Genomic DNA, 17048 nt, shown 5'->3' on the forward strand with positions numbered 1-17048 from the left:
GGTAAGCATGTTACTGGCCGGGAAAACTGCCGTTGTTACAGGATGCCTGCAGGGAATTGGTAAGGCGACCCTTGTCTCCTTTGCCCGCCAGGGTGCGAACCTGTTTGCCTGCGTTCAGCATGAGGATGAGGCCTTTTTAACCTTTATTCGTGAGTTGAGCGCAGAGCATGGCGTAACCATTACGCCGGTCAGCTTCGACTTACTGGATGAGGCCTCAATTAAATACGCGGCGACGACGATTCAAAAAGCCAAACAGCCGATTGATATTCTGGTGAATGTCGCAGGCGTCACGCTCGATGCGCTGTTCCCGATGGTCACAATGGATCAGTTGCAAAAAACCTTCACCATCAATTTCTTTTCTCAGATGCTGTTTACCCAGTATATGACCCGTCTGATGCTGCGTAATAAGCGCGGCAGCGTGATCAACATTGCCAGTATTTCTGGTATCGACGGCAACGTGGGGCAATTGTCCTATTCAGCCTCGAAGGCCGCGATGATCGCCGCCACTAAAACCCTTTCGGCAGAACTGGCCCCTCAGGGGATCCGTGTCAATGCGGTTGCGCCGGGTGTTATCCAGACGGCGATGACAGAAAATCTGCCGCAAGCGGTGGTTGATGAAAAAATGGCGGCGGCAGCCATTCCTCGCCTGGGACTGGCAGAAGAGGTGGCAAACACCCTCTGTTGGTTAGCGTCCGATGCGGCAGCCTATGTCACCGGCCAGGTTATCCGCGTAGATGGTGGTATTGGTCACTAAGGGGCTGTTTATGATCTTAAAAGATAAAAATGTGATTATCACCGGCTGTAAACGCGGTATTGGCCGGGCGATGGTCGAGGCATTTGCGGCCAATGGAGCCAATATTTATGCGCATGCCCGTAGCGCGGACGATGATTTTTTAACGGATATGGCGCAAACCGCTGAGCGTCATGGCGTTCAAATCTGGCCGCTGTGTTTTGATCTGACCGATTCGGCGGCGATGAAGCTGGCGGTAAAACAGTTAATGAGCGACAAGCGCCCGTTGCACGGACTGGTAAATAACGCCGGTATCACCCTGAATGCGCTGTTTCAGATGACCACAGAACAGGCACTGCGCCAACAATTTGAGGTTAACTTTTTCTCGTTATTCAACTTCACTCAATCCGTGTCAAAACTGATGGCTCGCCAAAAACAGGGGAGTATCGTCAATATTGCGTCTACTGCCGCCCAGGATGGTAACGCCGGAAAATCGGCGTATGGTGCCTCAAAGGCTGCAGTCATCGCCCTGACGGAGTCCATAGCCACTGAGCTGGGTGAAAACGGTATCCGCGCAAACTGTATTGCGCCAGGCATCACGGATACCGATATGCTGGAAACCCTGCCTCCAGCCATTATCGACGCGACTCGCAATCAGACGGATCTGCGACGCCTTGGGACGCCAGCCAATATCGCCGATACGGCTGTGTTTTTAGTCTCTGATCTTGCGAGCTATATCACCGGGCAGACGATTCGCGTGGACGGCGGTTTACGATGAGTAGCCCCGAGGAGCTGAAATCAGCCGCCCGGCAGATTCGCCGTTCTATCGTTGACGTTGCGTTTAATGCGCCTGTTGATGGCGTGCATCTTGGCTCGGCTCTGTCGATGGTGGAGATTGCTACCGTTTTGTATGGCGCCGTGATGCGCTACACGCCTCATAATATGGCTACACAGGAACGCGATCGCTTTTTATTGAGCAAGGGACATGCAGCCCTTGCGCTCTACACCACTCTGCACCACTACGGTGTGTTAAGCGCTGAACAGCTTGCGACTTTTGATCACAGTGGTTCGCTCTTCCCGGCGCTGACCCCGATGAATCCGGCCCTTGGAATTGATTTCGCGGGCGGTTCGTTGGGGTTAGGGGTGGGCTTCGCCAGTGGTATCGCCTGGCATCAGCGGCTTAAACAACAGCCGTGGCATAGCTATGTCGTGCTGGGTGACGGCGAATGCAATGAAGGCTCCATCTGGGAAAGCGCACTTTTTGCCGCGCACCACGGCTTAGCTAACCTGACGGTTATCGTAGACGTGAACGGCTTCCAGTCGGATATCGCCTGTGAACACACGCTGAAAATGAATTTCCCAGCCCTGTGGCAGGCCTGTGGCTGGCACGTCGAAACGTGCGACGGCCACGATATCACAGCACTTCAGCAGGCTTTTTCCGCGCCGCCCCATGGCAAACCTAAAGCGGTTATCGCGACAACCGTGAAAGGGAAGGGGATCTCCTTTATGGAACACAATAACGCGTTTCATCGCGCTAAATTGTCTGCCGCGCAGCGGCTTGCTGCCCTGGAGGAACTGGTATGAATATTTCCGTTTCTCCGGCAGAAGTGAGAGCCTGGTCGATGATGGGTACGCGCGGCACCTTTGGCGTTACGCTTCTCAATCTCGCCCAGCAAAACCCCAATATCATTGGACTCACGGCGGATCTTGGCATTACGTCGGGCATGGAGCGTTTCAGTAATACTTTTCCCGAACGCTACATCAATGTCGGTATCGCCGAACAAAATCTGATCGGTGTGGCCGCCGGGATCGCGTCGCAGGGCAGCATTCCGTTTGCGACGACATTCGCCAACTTTGCTGCGCTTCGTTCCTGCGAGCAAATGCGCCATTACATGGGCTATCTGCAGGGCAATATTAAAGTTATCGGTCTGGCCTCCGGGTTTGCGATGGGTATGTTCGGTACCACCCATTACGGCATAGAAGACATTGCCACGCTGCGCTCGATTGCCAATCTCACGATCCTCTCGCCTGCTGATGCGACGGCGACAGCGCTGCTGACGCTCGCGGCGGCAGAACATGCCGGGCCTGTTTACCTGCGCCTGACCGGAGGAATGCGCACGCCGATTGTCTATCGCGAGGCTCAGGAATTTATTCTCGGTGAGGCGAATCTTCTCCGGGAAGGATCGGACGTGGCGCTGGTTGCAACCGGCAGCATGGTCGCAGCCTCACTGAAAGCGGCGGATTTGCTGGCCGAGCGAGGCATCAGCTGTAGCGTGCTGGACATGTTTACGATCAAGCCCCTGGATACGGAAGCCTTAAAAAATCAGTTTGGCTGCAAAATGATCGTCAGTGTGGAAGAACACAGCGTCACGGGCGGGCTCGGCAGTGCGATAGCAGAATTTCTGGTGACGCAACACCATGCCCCACGCCTGTTAACCCTCGGTATTCCGCAGGGCTACGGTCATGCGGGTGAGTACTCGTGGATGCTGGAGCAAAATGGTCTCACTGCGTCCCAGATTGCCGGTACGATTCTGGAGAACGCGTTATGACACCCTTCTGGCAGCTTGCACACTATGGCGATGCGGTTGCGGTCATCGATGATAATGATATGGCGTTGAGCTATCGCGAGCTTTCGCAATCGGTCGCGGCACTTGCGGCAGCATTACCCGCGCGCGCGCTGGTTTTCTGTCTGTGCGATAACAGCCCCGGTGCCCTGGTGGGATACCTGGCCTGCCTGAGCGCCCGCGCTGTCCCGCTGATGCTAGATAAAAACATCGCGCCTGAACTGCTGCAACAGCTTCTCGATATCTATCGTCCGGGCTATTTATGGCAGCATGAAACAGCCAGTGCGGAATCGTATGGAATCTATGGCTATGCGCTCATTGATTTAGCGCAAAGCGCGCCGGTCATGGACGATGAACTGGCCTTGTTGATCGCCACCTCTGGTTCGACCGGCAGCCCAAAACTGGTGCGCCAGAGCTATCACAATTTGCTCTCTAACACCCGCAGCATTATTGATTACCTCCAGATTGACAACCAAGAGCGCGCGCTCGCCTGGCTGCCGATGAATTACGTCTACGGCCTGTCAATTATTAACACTCACCTGGCGCAAGGCGCCACGGTGCTGCTGACCAATACCGGCCCGGTTCAGCCGGGATTCTGGCGTTTTCTCAGGCAGCATGCAGCCACCTCGCTGTCTGGAGTGCCGTACAGTTGGGAAATCCTGAAAAAGCTGCGATTTACTCGCATGGAGATCCCATCACTGAAAACGCTGACTCAGGCTGGCGGAAAATTGCGGCCAGAACTGCACAGCGAGCTTGCAACATGGGCTGCGGAGAAAGGGCTGCGATTTTTTGTCATGTTCGGTGCTTCAGAGGCAACTTCACGAATGGGTTATCTTCCGCCTGAACTGTCGGCCAGTCATCCTGGCGCGATGGGGATAGCAATTCCAGGGGGGAGATTTGCACTGGAAGACGATGCCGGGAACGAAATTACTCTCGCGGGTCAGCACGGTGAGCTTATCTATTATGGCGATAATGTCTCGCTGGGCTATGCGGCCTGCCGCGATGATCTGGCAAAAGGTGACGAACGTAAGGGGCGTCTGGCCACTGGCGATATGGCAAGCCGCGACGAGTCCGGTCTCTATACCATCGTCGGGCGTAAAACCCGTTTTCTGAAAGTGTTTGGTAACCGGGTAGGGCTGGATGAACTGGAGCATCTGGTGATTAATGCTTTCCCCTCAACCGAGTGTGTAGCGGTGGGGCGTGATGACAATGTGCATGTTTTTATTACCGATGAGAAACAGACTGAAGCAGTAAAAAGCTATCTGGCGAAAACTTGCCAGCTTCACCATTCTGCCTTTTCCGTCAAAGAGATCGACACGATCCCAAAAAATCCGGCCGGTAAGACGTTATACAGAGAGCTGGAGGCATTGTGTGACTGAGTTCGATGCCTGGCTTGACCACGGCCCTTACGCCCTGAAGCGGGAAGAAAAACGCGAGTATCTGCTGCTGCGCCTGCGTAAGTTGACGGAACATCATCAACAGGCCTGCGAGCCGTACCGTAATATTTTGCAGGGTCTGGGCAACAAGGTCGAGCAGATAGAGACGTTAGAAGATATTCCTTTTTTGCCGGTGTCGGTGTTCAAAACTCTGGCGCTCAAAAGTGTCCCTGAGGAAGAGATTGTCAAAACCATGACCTCTTCTGGCACCACGGGGCAGAGCGTGTCGCGTATTTTCCTCGATAAACAGACTGCGGCGCGGCAGCAAAAAACGCTGGTACGAATTGTCAGTGATTTTACGGGGGCTACACGACTTCCGATGCTGATCATTGATACCCCTGCTGTGATGAAAGACAGGAATATGTTTTCCGCCCGTGGGGCAGGGATTCTCGGTTTTTCGATGTTTGGTGCCGATCGCTGCTGGGCATTAACGGAAGAGATGGCGCTGGATGTGGTCGGTATTAACGCTTTTCTTGAACGCCATCAGGGTAAGCCAGTCCTGCTCTTTGGATTTACTTTTATGGTTTGGCAGCACTTTTACCAGGCGCTAAAGGCCAGTGGATGCCCGATCGATTTGACAAATGGGATCCTTATCCATGGCGGCGGCTGGAAAAAATTGCAGTCGCAGGCGGTTTCCCCCCTGGAATTTGCCGATTCACTGCATAGCGTATGTGGTATTTCTAAAATATATGACTATTACGGCATGGTGGAACAGACCGGTTGTATTTACATGCAATGTGAACATGGTCATCTTCATGCCAGTATTTTCTCTGACGTCATCGTCCGCGATGCACGTACGTTAAACCCGAGTCCACAGGGGCTGCCGGGTATTATTCAGGTCGTATCGACGATCCCTGAGTCTTATCCGGGGCATTCTCTGCTAACGGAAGATGAAGGCGTCATCCTCGGTGAAGATGATTGCCCTTGCGGTAGAGCAGGGAAGTATTTTCGTATTCTCGGCCGAATTAAAAATGCAGAAATAAGGGGTTGCAGTGACACCTATGCCGCTGAATTTTAAATCGTTACGCTACCGCGTTGGCGACGTTCAGATTATGGAGCAAATGCGTGGTGTCAAACCACGTATCCCCTTCGATCCCGACGTTATGGCGTTTCTGCAAACCTTCTCAAAACTGCTACTGACGCACCCGCAAGCACGCGCACATAGCGATGTCATTTCACTCGCTTTTTGGTGCCGGAGAGCGGCACTGGAACAAATGAAACAAGCTCACTCATTTACAGAATTTCTGTTGGGCAGAGGCGTTGCATTTCATATTGCGCCATCGAATGTGGCTGTCAATTTTGCCTACTCCCTCTGTGCCGGATTGCTGACAGGGAATGCAAATATTGTTCGCCTGCCTTCGAAAGTTTTCGCGCAGGTCGATATTATTTGTCAGACCCTGAACGAGGCGCTCCAGCAGCACTGTGAAATGCGTGAATTGATCTGTCTGGTCGAATATGGCCATGAAACAGAAATTAATAATGCGCTGTCTGCAATGTGTCATGCGAGATTAATTTGGGGGGGCGATAAAACTATCGAATTAATTCGCCAGTCGGTGATTTCACCCCGAGCTGTCGATGTTGCATTTGCCGACCGCTACTCCATTGCTATTATTCATGCTGATGCCTATCTGGCGGCAGATAATAAATCCCGGATTGCTCAAAACTTTTTCAATGACACCTTACTAACCGATCAGCAGGCCTGTACGTCACCAAAGCTGGTAGTGTGGTTGGGAGAGCAAAAATCGGAGGCGCGAGCGCAATTTTGGGCGCATTTTGAAGCGTATTTGCGTGACAGGCCCGATCCTGAAGCTGTTTCGGTGATTAAAACGCTTGCAGACTACTGCCACCAGGCCGCGAAAAATCCGGCGTTAAAATATATTCCGTCAGAGACTCGACATATTTTCCGGGTTGAGTCACAAGAGGTGAGCCAGGAGATGCTTGAAAACCATCAGGGAAGTGGACTCTTCTATGAATGGCTGATGGATGACATCAACGAAATTATGCCTGTTTGCGGTGAAAAATGTCAGACCATTGCAACATACGGTGTTACAGAAAATAATATTGAGCGGTTTATTTTTAACAATGCACCTAAGGGTGTTGATCGAATAGTTCCCCTGGGGGAAACCATGGCGTTTTCACTGCACTGGGACGGCTATGATTTGCTAAAAACATTAACAAGGACAATCACTTTGTAGCCTGACTATAAGTCAGGCTTTAGGCATTTTCTCATTAGCCTCCAAATAACCCCTCATTTCACCCACTATTCATCCGATTAAAACCCCTCCAGAATCGGATAATAATGCCGATAACTCAATTAACGCAGGGCTGTTTATCGTGAATTCACTCTATACCGCTGAAGGTGTAATGGATAAACACTCGCTGTGGCAGCGTTATGTCCCGCTGGTGCGTCACGAAGCATTGCGCCTCCAGGTGCGATTGCCGGCGAGTGTGGAACTGGACGACCTGCTACAGGCGGGCGGAATCGGGTTACTGAATGCAGTAGACCGATACGACGCTCTGCAAGGAACGGCATTTACGACTTACGCAGTACAGCGTATTCGTGGTGCGATGCTGGACGAACTGCGCAGCCGTGACTGGGTGCCGCGAAGTGTTCGCCGCAATGCCCGCGAAGTGGCACATGCTATCGGACAGCTTGAGCAGGAACTGGGACGCAACGCGACGGAAACCGAAGTGGCGGAGCGGCTTGGCATTGCTGTGGCTGATTATCGCCAGATGTTGCTTGATACCAATAACAGCCAGCTCTTCTCTTATGATGAGTGGCGTGAAGAGCATGGCGATAGCATCGAGCTGGTGACTGATGAAAATCAGAATGAAAACCCGTTACACCATTTACTGGAAAGTAATTTACGCCATCGCGTAATGGAAGCTATTGAAGCTTTACCGGAACGCGAACAGCTGGTGTTAACCCTTTATTACCAGGAAGAGCTGAATCTTAAGGAGATCGGCGCGGTTCTGGAAGTGGGGGAGTCTCGGGTGAGCCAATTGCATAGCCAGGCCATTAAACGCTTACGAACCAAACTGGGTAAGTTATAGGCGATGTATCGCCCGAAAAGTGCCGCACAACGTATTGACAACCAGGAGTTATCATGACGGTGCAGCAATCTAAAAGACGGCCTTTAAGCCGCTACCTAAAAGACTTTAAACACAGTCAGACGCATTGCGCCCATTGCAATAAGTTACTTGACCGTATCACGCTGGTACGTCGCGGCGAAATCGTGAATAAGATCGCGATATCACGCCTCGACACCCTGATGGATGAATCCGCGTGGCAGGAAGAGCAGCAGGAGTGGGTGGCCCTATGTCGGTTCTGTGGCGATCTGCATTGCAAAGAGCAAAGCGACTTTTTTGACATCATCGGCTTTAAACAATTCCTGTTTGAGCAAACCGAGATGAGCCACGGAACCGTGCGCGAATACGTGGTTCGTCTGCGTCGTCTGGGCCAGCACCTGACGGTGCAAAACATCTCCCGCGATCTGCTAAAAACCGGCTATCTGGATGAAAATCTGGAGCCGTGGCTTCCGGCTACCAGCACCAACAACTACCGCATCGCCCTGCGTAAGTACGCGCAATATAAAGCGCAAATGCCAGGTGTGATTAAGCAGAAAGTCTACGCCGGGACAACTTCTGATATATATTAAAATTGAATAAGATGTAGCGGACTCGTGTTTGACGTTATAAACGAAATCCCTACACTACTCAAAAAACCACTATATCGGGGTAACTATGAAATTAGCACTTCTGGGTCGTCAGGCACTGATGGGCGTCATGGCTGTGGCGCTGGTCGCAGGGATGAGCGTGAAAACGTTCGCCGCTGAAAATCTGCTGAATAAAGTGAAAGAGCGCGGCACGCTGCTGGTGGGACTGGAAGGGACGTATCCGCCGTTCAGCTTCCAGGGTGATGATGGCAAACTGACCGGTTTTGAAGTTGAGTTTGCTGAAGAGCTGGCGAAGCATCTGGGTGTGAAAGCGTCCCTGAAGCCGACCAAATGGGACGGTATGCTGGCGTCGCTGGACTCCAAACGTATCGACGTGGTCATCAACCAGGTCACCATCTCTGATGAGCGTAAGAAGAAGTATGATTTCTCTACGCCGTACACCGTCTCCGGTATTCAGGCGCTGGTGAAGAAAGGCAACGAAGGCACGATTAAATCGGCCGCCGATCTGAAAGGCAAAAAAGTGGGCGTCGGTCTGGGCACCAACTATGAAGAGTGGCTGCGCCAGAACGTACAGGGCGTGGATATTCGCACCTATGATGATGACCCGACCAAATACCAGGATCTGCGCGTTGGCCGTATCGATGCCATTCTGGTTGACCGTCTGGCCGCGCTGGATCTGGTGAAGAAAACCAACGATACCCTGGCCGTAGCCGGTGACGCGTTCTCGCGTCAGGAAGCCGGTGTGGCGATCCGCAAAGGTAACGAGGACCTGGTGAAAGCTGTCGACGGTGCTATTGCCGAGATGCAGAAAGACGGCAGCCTTAAGGCGCTCTCCGAGAAGTGGTTCGGGGCAGACGTCACCAAATAAGTCTTTCCCTGAAAAAAAAGGCGCTTTTAAAAGCGCCTTTTTCATTTCTGGCACTTCAGCGTGCATAATAAAAATAATAAACAAAAACAGCGTTACCGGAGGATCCATGTCACTGCAAAATTTAACGCGTTTTCCCCGCCTCGAGTTTATCGGCGCGCCAACGCCACTGGAGTACTTACCGCGTTTTTCTGACTATTTAGGGCGCGATATCTTTATCAAACGTGACGACGTGACCCCTATGGCGATGGGCGGGAACAAGCTGCGTAAGCTGGAGTTTCTCGCGGCGGATGCGCTGCGTGAGGGAGCGGATACACTGATCACCGCCGGTGCCATTCAGTCTAACCACGTGCGCCAGACGGCGGCAGTAGCGGCGAAACTGGGGCTGAACTGCGTGGCGTTGCTGGAAAATCCCATCGGGACGCGGGCGGAAAACTATCTCACGAACGGCAACCGTCTGCTGCTGGATCTGTTCAACGTGCAGATCGAAATGTGCGATGCCTTAACGGATCCGGCGGCTCAGCTGGAAGAACTGGCAACCCGCGTTGAAGCGCAGGGTTTTCGTCCGTATGTGATCCCGGTCGGCGGGTCGAATGCCCTGGGTGCGCTGGGCTATGTGGAAAGCGCGCTGGAAATTGCCCAGCAGTGCGAAGGGGCGGTGAGCCTCTCCTCTGTGGTGGTGGCTTCCGGTAGCGCCGGGACGCATGCCGGGCTGGCGGTCGGGCTGGAGCAGCTCATGCCGGATGTCGAACTTATCGGGGTGACCGTCTCCCGCAGCATCGCGGATCAGAAGCCGAAAGTCGTCACCTTACAACAGGCAGTTGCGCAGCAGCTCGACGTGCAGGCGAAAGCCGATATTTTGCTGTGGGATGACTATTTTGCGCCAGGCTATGGCACGCCAAACGAAGAAGGCCAGGAAGCGATAAAACTACTGGCGCGTCTGGAAGGCATCCTGTTAGATCCGGTTTACACGGGTAAAGCGATGGCCGGGCTTATCGACGGCATTACCCAGAAGCGCTTTAAGGATGAAGGGCCGATTCTGTTTGTCCATACCGGCGGAGCGCCCGCGCTGTTTGCTTATCATCCTCACGTTTGAATCACGGGTCGAAAATAATAATGCAAGAAAGTATTCAACTGGTTATTGATTCATTGCCGTACCTGCTGAAAGGGGCGGTGTTTACGCTGCAGCTCAGTCTCGGAGGGATGTTCTTTGGGCTGGTGCTGGGCTTTATCCTCGCGTTGATGCGAATGTCGTCGATCCTGCCGATACGCTGGCTGGCGCGTTTTTACATCTCCGTGTTTCGCGGTACGCCGCTGATCGCCCAGCTTTTCATGATCTACTACGGTCTGCCGCAGTTCGGCATTGAGCTGGACCCGATCCCGGCGGCGATGATTGGTTTGTCGCTGAATACCGCGGCGTACACCTCTGAAACGCTGCGCGCGGCGATCTCCTCCATCGATAAGGGCCAATGGGAAGCGGCGGCCAGTATCGGGATGACGCCGTGGCAGACACTGCGTCGCGCGATCCTGCCGCAGGCTGCGCGCGTGGCGCTTCCCCCGCTCAGCAATAGTTTTATTAGCCTGGTCAAGGACACGTCCCTTGCGGCGACAATCCAGGTGCCGGAGCTGTTCCGTCAGGCGCAGCTTATCACCTCGCGCACGCTGGAAGTTTTCACCATGTATCTGGCGGCGTCGCTGATTTACTGGATCATGGCGACGGTGCTTTCCGCACTGCAAAACTATTTTGAAAACCAGCTTAACCGCCAGGAGCGAGATCCGAAATGAGTGCTATCGACGTCAAAAACCTGGTCAAAAAATTCCACGGACAGACCGTATTACACGGTATCGACCTGGAGGTGCAAGAGGGCGAAGTGGTCGCGATTATCGGGCCGAGCGGCTCGGGTAAAACCACGCTGCTGCGCAGCATAAATTTGCTGGAGCATCCGGAAGGGGGCACCATTCGGGTCGGTGATATTACTATCGATACCGGTAAGTCTCTCGGGCCGCAAAAAGGGCTGATTCGCCGTCTTCGCCAGCATGTGGGCTTTGTATTCCAGAGCTTTAATCTGTTTCCGCATCGCACGGTGCTGGAGAACATTATTGAGGGGCCGGTCACCGTAAAAGGTGAACCGAAAGAAGAGGCCATTGCGCGTGGGCGGGAGCTGCTGGCGAAAGTCGGGCTTTCCGGGAAGGAGACCAGTTATCCACGCCGTCTGTCGGGCGGGCAGCAGCAGCGTGTGGCCATTGCCCGTGCGCTGGCGATGCGCCCGGACGTGATCCTCTTTGATGAACCGACTTCTGCGCTCGATCCAGAGCTGGTGGGCGAGGTGCTGAACACCATTCGCCAGCTGGCGCAGGAGAAACGCACGCTGGTTATCGTCACCCACGAGATGAGTTTTGCCAGAGATGTGGCTGACAGGGCGATTTTCATGGACCAGGGTCGCATTGTCGAACAGGGCCCCGCAAAAGAATTGTTTACGCATCCCCAACAACCTCGCACCCGTCAGTTCCTGGAAAAGTTCCTGACACGGTAGAGATTCTCCTGACTGATTTGCTCCAGAAGGACGTTCTGGAGCAAATTATTCTCCAGATTTGCCTGTTTATAGATGCTTATATTCTATTTATCGACACTGAAAGTGAGGAACATGAAAGTTATTCTCACTTGGGTCGATATTTTATACATATAAATAAGATTTATGTGTTAGGTTATATTCACCATAATAATGATTATCTTTTTCAGGGGCTTCATTCAGTAAGTATGAGGGATACAGACTTTTTCACCTGGCGACGGAATTGCTTCCTGCGATTCCAGCAAATGGGGACGGCGGACGAGGTTTATCAGGAACTTCAGCAACAAACACAGGATCTTGAATTCGATTATTACTCACTCTGTGTTCGCCATCCGGTTCCGTTTACGCGCCCTAAAATTACGGTTCATTCGAGCTATCCGGCTGAATGGATGTCGCAATATCAGTCAGAAAATTATTTCGCCATTGACCCGGTATTAAAGCGGGAGAATTTCATTCAGGGACACCTTCCCTGGACGGATGCGTTATTTTCTGAGGCACAGCCGCTATGGGACGGCGCGCGCGACCACGGTATTCGCAAGGGAATTACGCAGTGTCTGATGCTGCCTAATCACGCGCTCGGTTTTCTCTCTGTTTCTCGCGCCAGTCAGTTTGGCAAAATGATGGACAGCGATGAAATAGAGCTGCGTCTGCAAATGTTAGTGCAAATGGCATTGACGTCGTTGCTGCGCTTTGAGCATGACATGGTGATGCCGCCAGAGATGAAATTCAGCAAGCGCGAGAAGGAAATTCTGAAGTGGACGGCTGAGGGCAAAACGTCGGCTGAAATCGCGATTATTTTGTCGATCTCAGAGAATACGGTGAACTTCCATCAGAAGAATATGCAGAAGAAATTCAATGCGCCGAATAAGACGCAGATTGCCTGCTACGCGGCGGCAACGGGATTCATCTGACCACACTTTAGTTGTTCTGCGTGCCAGACACGAAAACGGCTGAATGCAATGCGTTCAGCCGTTCTTTTTTTACTGGCGGTAAGCCTGTTTAATTTGCTTAACCGTATCGGCAAATACATCTGCCTGGCCCTGATCTTCCATCTGGGCGATCTGCTTTTCCATCTTAATGATCACACGGCCCGCGTCAGCCTGGCCCATCGCCTGCAACATAAGTGCCAGCAGTGCTTTCAGACAGGATACTTCCTGCGCCAGTTCTTGGTTATTTTCGGCGGTGGCGAATTCAGGTGTGCTCATTGTTATTCCTCATTACAAAACGGCGCTAGAGCGCGACGATGAAAGTTATGGCGGCGGAGTATACCACAAGAGAGAGGAAAAAAAGCAGTGGTTATTTTTTGTTCAATTGTGCGCTTTGTTTATTTAAGTAAACACGTTTTAAGTGTAATCACTATAATGTTTTAACCAGCCTAAATTGTTTATAGCCCGTTCTCTTGCTGTTAATTATTGTTACAAAAATATAAGAGCCGTACTTTCCTGGCGCAGAGGGGCGATCTTTTCGTAACTTTTTGAATACAGCGGCTTAAAAATAACGGTATTTGACTTTTTAAATCCGATTCTCTTTCCACTTGCTGTACAGGCTAATTTCCAAAAACGAGAACGAAATCGAATGACATGCTTTTTAGCGTTTTAAACTTGGGCAGAAAACCGTTAATATAAGCCAAATTAGTAGTCAGTAGCGTTATCCCTATTTCTGGAGACATTCCTTTGATCAACGTTCTACTTGTTGATGACCACGAACTCGTGCGCGCAGGGATACGACGCATACTTGAAGATATAAAGGGTATTAAAGTCGCCGGTGAAGTTTGCTGCGGCGAAGACGCCGTGAAATGGTGCCGTACCCACTCAGCCGATGTAGTCCTGATGGACATGAACATGCCTGGTATTGGCGGCCTTGAAGCCACGCGTAAAATCGCGCGTGCTTACGTGGACACCAAAGTCATCATGCTGACCGTCCACACGGAGAACCCGCTGCCCGCGAAAGTGATGCAGGCCGGGGCCGCAGGCTATCTCACCAAAGGCGCTGCACCACAGGAAGTGGTTAATGCTATTCGTTCAGTGTTCGCCGGCCAGCGCTATATCGCGTCGGATATCGCTCAACAGATGGCGTTAAGTCAGATTGAACCGGAAAAAACCGGATCGCCATTTGCCAGTTTGTCTGAGCGTGAATTGCAGATTATGCTGATGATCACCAAAGGCCAAAAGGTGAATGAGATTTCTGAGCAACTGAATCTCAGTCCGAAAACGGTGAACAGCTACCGCTACCGTATGTTCAGTAAACTGAACATTCACGGCGATGTCGAACTCACTCACCTGGCCATTCGTCATGGTCTGTGTAATGCAGAGACCCTAACAAGTCAGTGAGTAATGTGTTCGATTCAAAATCTTTCCTGAAAACCGTAACCAGCCAGCCTGGCGTATATCGAATGTATGACGCTGGCGGTACGGTTATCTATGTTGGCAAAGCCAAAGACCTTAAAAAACGTCTTTCCAGCTATTTCCGCACAAACCTGGCCTCCCGTAAGACGGAAGCGCTGGTGGCGCTGATTCAGCAGATCGACGTCACCGTGACGCACACGGAAACGGAAGCGCTGCTGCTCGAACATAACTACATTAAGCTTTATCAGCCGCGCTATAACGTATTGTTGCGCGATGATAAGTCATACCCTTTCATTTTCCTCAGCAGCGACACCCATCCGCGTCTGGCCATGCATCGCGGGGCGAAACATGCTAAAGGGGAGTATTTCGGTCCTTTCCCTAACGGGTACGCCGTGCGTGAAACCCTGGCGTTGCTGCAGAAAATTTTTCCGGTTCGCCAGTGCGAAAACAGCGTCTATCGCAACCGCTCCCGCCCCTGTCTGCAATACCAGATTGGCCGCTGTCTCGGCCCATGCGTAGCAGGGCTGGTCAGCGAAGAGGAGTACGCGCAACAGGTTGACTATGTGCGTCTGTTCCTGGCGGGTAAAGACGATCAGGTCTTAACGCAGCTGATTGCGCGAATGGAAAAAGCCAGCCAGGCGCTGGCGTTTGAAGAGGCCGCACGTATCCGCGATCAAATTCAGGCGGTGCGGCGCGTCACGGAAAAACAGTTTGTGTCGAATACCGGCGACGATCTGGACGTCATTGGTGTTTCCTTTGATGCCGGGCTGGCCTGCGTCCATGTTCTGTTCATTCGTCAGGGCAAAGTTCTGGGCAGCCGCAGCTATTTCCCGAAAGTGCCGGGCGGTACTGAGCTGGGTGAAGTAGTTGAAACCTTCGTCGGTCAGTTCTATTTGCAGGGCAGCCAGATGCGCACGTTGCCATCGGAGATCCTGCTCGATTTTAATCTTGATGATAAAACTTTGCTGGCGGACTCCCTTTCCGAGCTGGCAGGGCGTCGCGTTAACGTTCAGACCAAACCGCGCGGCGATCGCGCGCGCTATCTGAAGCTGGCGCGGACCAACGCCGCGACGGCGCTAACGACGAAGCTTTCTCAGCAATCGACCGTTCACCAGCGCCTGGCGGCGTTGGCTACGCTGCTGAAACTGCCGGAAGTGAAGCGGATGGAGTGTTTCGACATCAGCCATACAATGGGTGAGCAAACCGTCGCCTCCTGCGTGGTGTTTGATGCCAACGGGCCGGTGCGCGCGGAATATCGTCGCTACAACATCACCGGGATTACGCCGGGCGATGACTATGCAGCGATGAATCAGGTGCTCCGCCGTCGCTATGGTAAAGCCATTGAAGAGGCCAAAATCCCGGATGTCATTTTGATCGACGGCGGGAAAGGGCAGCTGGGCCAGGCGAAAGCCGTTTTCGCTGAGCTCGATGTGCCGTGGGATAAACATCATCCTTTACTGCTTGGCGTGGCAAAAGGGACCGATCGTAAGGCCGGTCTGGAAACACTCTTCTTCGAACCCGAAGGTGAGGGCTTTAGTCTGCCGCCGGATTCCCCTGCGCTGCATGTGATCCAGCATATTCGTGATGAGTCGCACGACCATGCCATCGGCGGACACCGTAAAAAACGCGCTAAAGTGAAAAACACCAGTACGCTTGAGACAATCGAGGGCGTCGGGCCAAAACGTCGGCAGATGTTGTTGAAGTACATGGGCGGATTGCAAGGATTACTCAACGCCAGCGTGGAGGAAATTGCAAAAGTGCCGGGTATTTCGCAAGGGCTGGCAGAAAAGATCTACTACTCGTTGAAACATTGAGGGCTCTGTAGCAACATAGAGCTAAATTTTACTGACAACAGACAGTTACCGTCACTATGCGATTTAACATCCCTACGTTGCTCACGCTTTTTCGCGTCGTCCTCATCCCCTTCTTTGTGTTGGCTTTTTACATGCCTTTCACGTGGGCTCCTTTCGCATGTGCGCTGATCTTCCTGGTGGCTGCGGTGACGGACTGGTTTGACGGCTATCTGGCCCGTCGCTGGAATCAAAGCACGCGGTTCGGTGCGTTCCTCGATCCGGTTGCCGATAAAGTGATGGTTGCCATTGCGATGGTGCTGGTGGCAGAGCATTACCACACCTGGTGGGTGACGTTACCTGCGGCGACCATGATCGCCCGTGAGATCATCATCTCCGCCCTGCGCGAGTGGATGGCTGAGCTGGGTAAACGCAGCAGCGTGGCGGTCTCCTGGATTGGTAAAGTGAAAACTACCGCGCAAATGGCGTCGCTGGTGTGGATGCTGTGGCGTCCAAACGCGTGGGTCGAGTGGGCGGGTATCGGCCTGCTGTGGGTTGCAGCGGTGCTGACGCTGTGGTCAATGCTGCAGTACCTGAACGCTGCACGCGGCGATTTGCTTGAACAGTGATCGTTTCGGCGCAATTTTCAGCAAACGATCCTGGGATGCAAAAATAACGTTGACTCACATCGTCATATAAGTAGAATGCAACGCATCGAACGGCGGCACAGTCAGCCGGACGATAATGAAATCAAGTGATTACAAATGACTTGGTGACATGCGGGAATAGCTCAGTTGGTAGAGCACGACCTTGCCAAGGTCGGGGTCGCGAGTTCGAGTCTCGTTTCCCGCTCCAAATTAAAAGCATCGGCAGTTGCGGGTGCTGGTCGAAAGACAACAGATTTACGGCGCGTTAGCAAAGCGGTTATGTAGCGGATTGCAAATCCGTCTAGTCCGGTTCGACTCCGGAACGCGCCTCCAATTTCTTCCCGAGCCCGGATGGTGGAATCGGTAGACACAAGGGATTTAAAATCCCTCGGCGTTCGCGCTGTGCGAGTTCAAGTCTCGCTCC

At 52.6% G+C, this 17048-nt stretch carries 18 protein-coding genes and 2 tRNA genes; 19 read left to right on the forward strand and 1 reads right to left on the reverse strand.

From position 1 onward, the window contains the following. Positions 1–7 precede the first annotated feature (7 nt). The 14 genes from ETG88_RS14650 to sdiA all read left to right on the forward strand — a co-directional run bounded on the left by ETG88_RS14650 (position 8) and on the right by sdiA (position 12753). Positions 8–754, forward strand: coding sequence for an SDR family NAD(P)-dependent oxidoreductase (locus ETG88_RS14650; RefSeq protein ID WP_129035653.1), 747 nt, complete (start codon positions 8–10; stop codon positions 752–754). 10 nt (positions 755–764) lie between these two features. Continuing rightward, entirely contained in the window at positions 765–1508 is a 744-nt protein-coding gene (locus ETG88_RS14655) for an SDR family NAD(P)-dependent oxidoreductase (protein WP_129035654.1), read from the forward strand. After that, a complete protein-coding gene (locus ETG88_RS14660; protein WP_129035655.1) occupies positions 1505–2314 on the forward strand; it encodes a transketolase in 810 nt (269 codons plus the stop codon). Before ETG88_RS14655 ends, ETG88_RS14660 begins: the two co-directional genes overlap by 4 nt. Continuing rightward, complete coding sequence (locus ETG88_RS14665) at positions 2311–3279, forward strand: transketolase family protein (protein ID WP_129035656.1); 969 nt, start codon at positions 2311–2313, stop codon at positions 3277–3279. The genes ETG88_RS14660 and ETG88_RS14665 overlap by 4 nt, the downstream gene beginning before the upstream one ends. Then, positions 3276–4673 (forward strand): AMP-binding protein, encoded by a 1398-nt coding sequence (locus tag ETG88_RS14670; protein ID WP_129035657.1) that lies wholly within the window; start codon positions 3276–3278, stop codon positions 4671–4673. The genes ETG88_RS14665 and ETG88_RS14670 overlap by 4 nt, the downstream gene beginning before the upstream one ends. Continuing rightward, positions 4666–5748, forward strand: a complete 1083-nt coding sequence (locus ETG88_RS14675) for a LuxE/PaaK family acyltransferase (protein WP_129035658.1) — start codon at positions 4666–4668, stop codon at positions 5746–5748. The genes ETG88_RS14670 and ETG88_RS14675 overlap by 8 nt, the downstream gene beginning before the upstream one ends. Further along, entirely contained in the window at positions 5732–6925 is a 1194-nt protein-coding gene (locus tag ETG88_RS14680; protein ID WP_129035662.1) for an acyl-CoA reductase, read from the forward strand. Before ETG88_RS14675 ends, ETG88_RS14680 begins: the two co-directional genes overlap by 17 nt. A 139-nt stretch (positions 6926–7064) precedes the next feature. After that, a complete protein-coding gene (gene fliA / locus ETG88_RS14685; protein ID WP_100779721.1) occupies positions 7065–7784 on the forward strand; it encodes an RNA polymerase sigma factor FliA in 720 nt (239 codons plus the stop codon). Between the two features lie 53 nt (positions 7785–7837). Next, a complete protein-coding gene (fliZ, locus tag ETG88_RS14690) occupies positions 7838–8389 on the forward strand; it encodes a flagella biosynthesis regulatory protein FliZ (protein ID WP_100779722.1) in 552 nt (183 codons plus the stop codon). Between the two features lie 85 nt (positions 8390–8474). After that, entirely contained in the window at positions 8475–9275 is an 801-nt protein-coding gene (gene tcyJ, locus ETG88_RS14695) for a cystine ABC transporter substrate-binding protein (RefSeq protein ID WP_100779723.1), read from the forward strand. A gap of 106 nt (positions 9276–9381) precedes the next feature. Then, positions 9382–10368: a D-cysteine desulfhydrase gene (gene dcyD / locus ETG88_RS14700; RefSeq protein WP_129035659.1), complete on the forward strand. Its 987-nt coding sequence runs from the start codon at positions 9382–9384 to the stop codon at positions 10366–10368. Between the two features lie 20 nt (positions 10369–10388). Then, positions 10389–11057, forward strand: coding sequence for a cystine ABC transporter permease (gene tcyL, locus ETG88_RS14705; RefSeq protein ID WP_129035660.1), 669 nt, complete (start codon positions 10389–10391; stop codon positions 11055–11057). Beyond that, positions 11054–11806, forward strand: coding sequence for an L-cystine ABC transporter ATP-binding protein TcyN (gene tcyN / locus ETG88_RS14710; RefSeq protein WP_129035661.1), 753 nt, complete (start codon positions 11054–11056; stop codon positions 11804–11806). The genes tcyL and tcyN overlap by 4 nt, the downstream gene beginning before the upstream one ends. Positions 11807–12030: 224 nt before the next feature. Next, positions 12031–12753, forward strand: a complete 723-nt coding sequence (sdiA, locus tag ETG88_RS14715; RefSeq protein ID WP_100780854.1) for a quorum-sensing transcriptional regulator SdiA — start codon at positions 12031–12033, stop codon at positions 12751–12753. Positions 12754–12822: 69 nt separating this feature from the next. Here sdiA and ETG88_RS14720 read toward each other — a convergent pair whose 3' ends face one another. Next, entirely contained in the window at positions 12823–13047 is a 225-nt protein-coding gene (locus tag ETG88_RS14720) for a DUF2594 family protein (protein WP_100779727.1), read from the reverse strand. 468 nt (positions 13048–13515) lie between these two features. Between ETG88_RS14720 and uvrY the strand changes: the two genes are divergently transcribed. The 5 genes from uvrY to ETG88_RS14745 all read left to right on the forward strand — a co-directional run bounded on the left by uvrY (position 13516) and on the right by ETG88_RS14745 (position 16957). Then, the gene (gene uvrY, locus ETG88_RS14725) at positions 13516–14172 is read left to right on the forward strand and encodes a UvrY/SirA/GacA family response regulator transcription factor (protein ID WP_100779728.1); all 657 of its coding nucleotides are present in this window, start codon (positions 13516–13518) and stop codon (positions 14170–14172) included. Next, a complete protein-coding gene (gene uvrC / locus ETG88_RS14730) occupies positions 14169–16001 on the forward strand; it encodes an excinuclease ABC subunit UvrC (protein WP_100779729.1) in 1833 nt (610 codons plus the stop codon). Before uvrY ends, uvrC begins: the two co-directional genes overlap by 4 nt. Before the next feature lie 56 nt (positions 16002–16057). Beyond that, positions 16058–16606 carry a CDP-diacylglycerol--glycerol-3-phosphate 3-phosphatidyltransferase gene (pgsA, locus tag ETG88_RS14735; protein WP_100779730.1) on the forward strand — a complete coding sequence of 183 codons (549 nt, stop codon included), beginning with the start codon at positions 16058–16060 and terminating at the stop codon, positions 16604–16606. Between the two features lie 150 nt (positions 16607–16756). Then, positions 16757–16832: transfer RNA gene (locus ETG88_RS14740), tRNA-Gly, on the forward strand. Positions 16833–16883: 51 nt separating this feature from the next. Further along, positions 16884–16957, forward strand: a tRNA-Cys gene (locus ETG88_RS14745). Positions 16958–17048 lie beyond the last annotated feature (91 nt).

This window comes from Lelliottia nimipressuralis (assembly GCF_004115925.1).
Lineage (GTDB): Bacteria > Pseudomonadota > Gammaproteobacteria > Enterobacterales > Enterobacteriaceae > Enterobacter > Enterobacter nimipressuralis.